This window comes from Pontibacillus litoralis JSM 072002, from assembly GCF_000775615.1.
GTDB classification, from domain to species: domain Bacteria; phylum Bacillota; class Bacilli; order Bacillales; family BH030062; genus Pontibacillus; species Pontibacillus litoralis.
In genome coordinates, this window is the sequence record NZ_AVPG01000085.1 from 1 (window position 1) to 339 (window position 339).

The 339-nt window shown below is 43.7% G+C and carries 1 protein-coding gene; it reads right to left on the reverse strand.

Going from position 1 to position 339, the window contains the following annotated elements:
• The coding region (locus tag N784_RS15820; RefSeq protein WP_036836579.1) for a reverse transcriptase domain-containing protein at positions 1–339 on the reverse strand (339 nt) is incomplete at both ends.

A 339-nucleotide genomic window follows, 5' to 3' on the forward strand; every position in this document is an offset into this window, starting at 1 on the left:
ATTTGTACCCTTGTTCATAGTACGATTTCGCCCGTCTAATGGCATGGTGCGCACTTCGTTTTGGACGAAACCCAAAACTATTATCGGAGAACGTTGGTTCAAATATTGGTTGTAATACTTGGTTGATGGCTTGTTGAAGCATTCGGTCAATAACTGTAGGAATCCCCAGTTTTCTCTTCCCGCCATCTGGTTTCGGGATTTCAATCCGCAGAACGGGTTGCGGTTTGTACTTTCCTTGACGTAACTGAATTAATAATTCCTCTTTATGTTCCTTCAAGTATGGAAGTAGCTGGTCATACGTCATACCGTCCACCCCAGCTGCTCCCTTATTTCTGACTA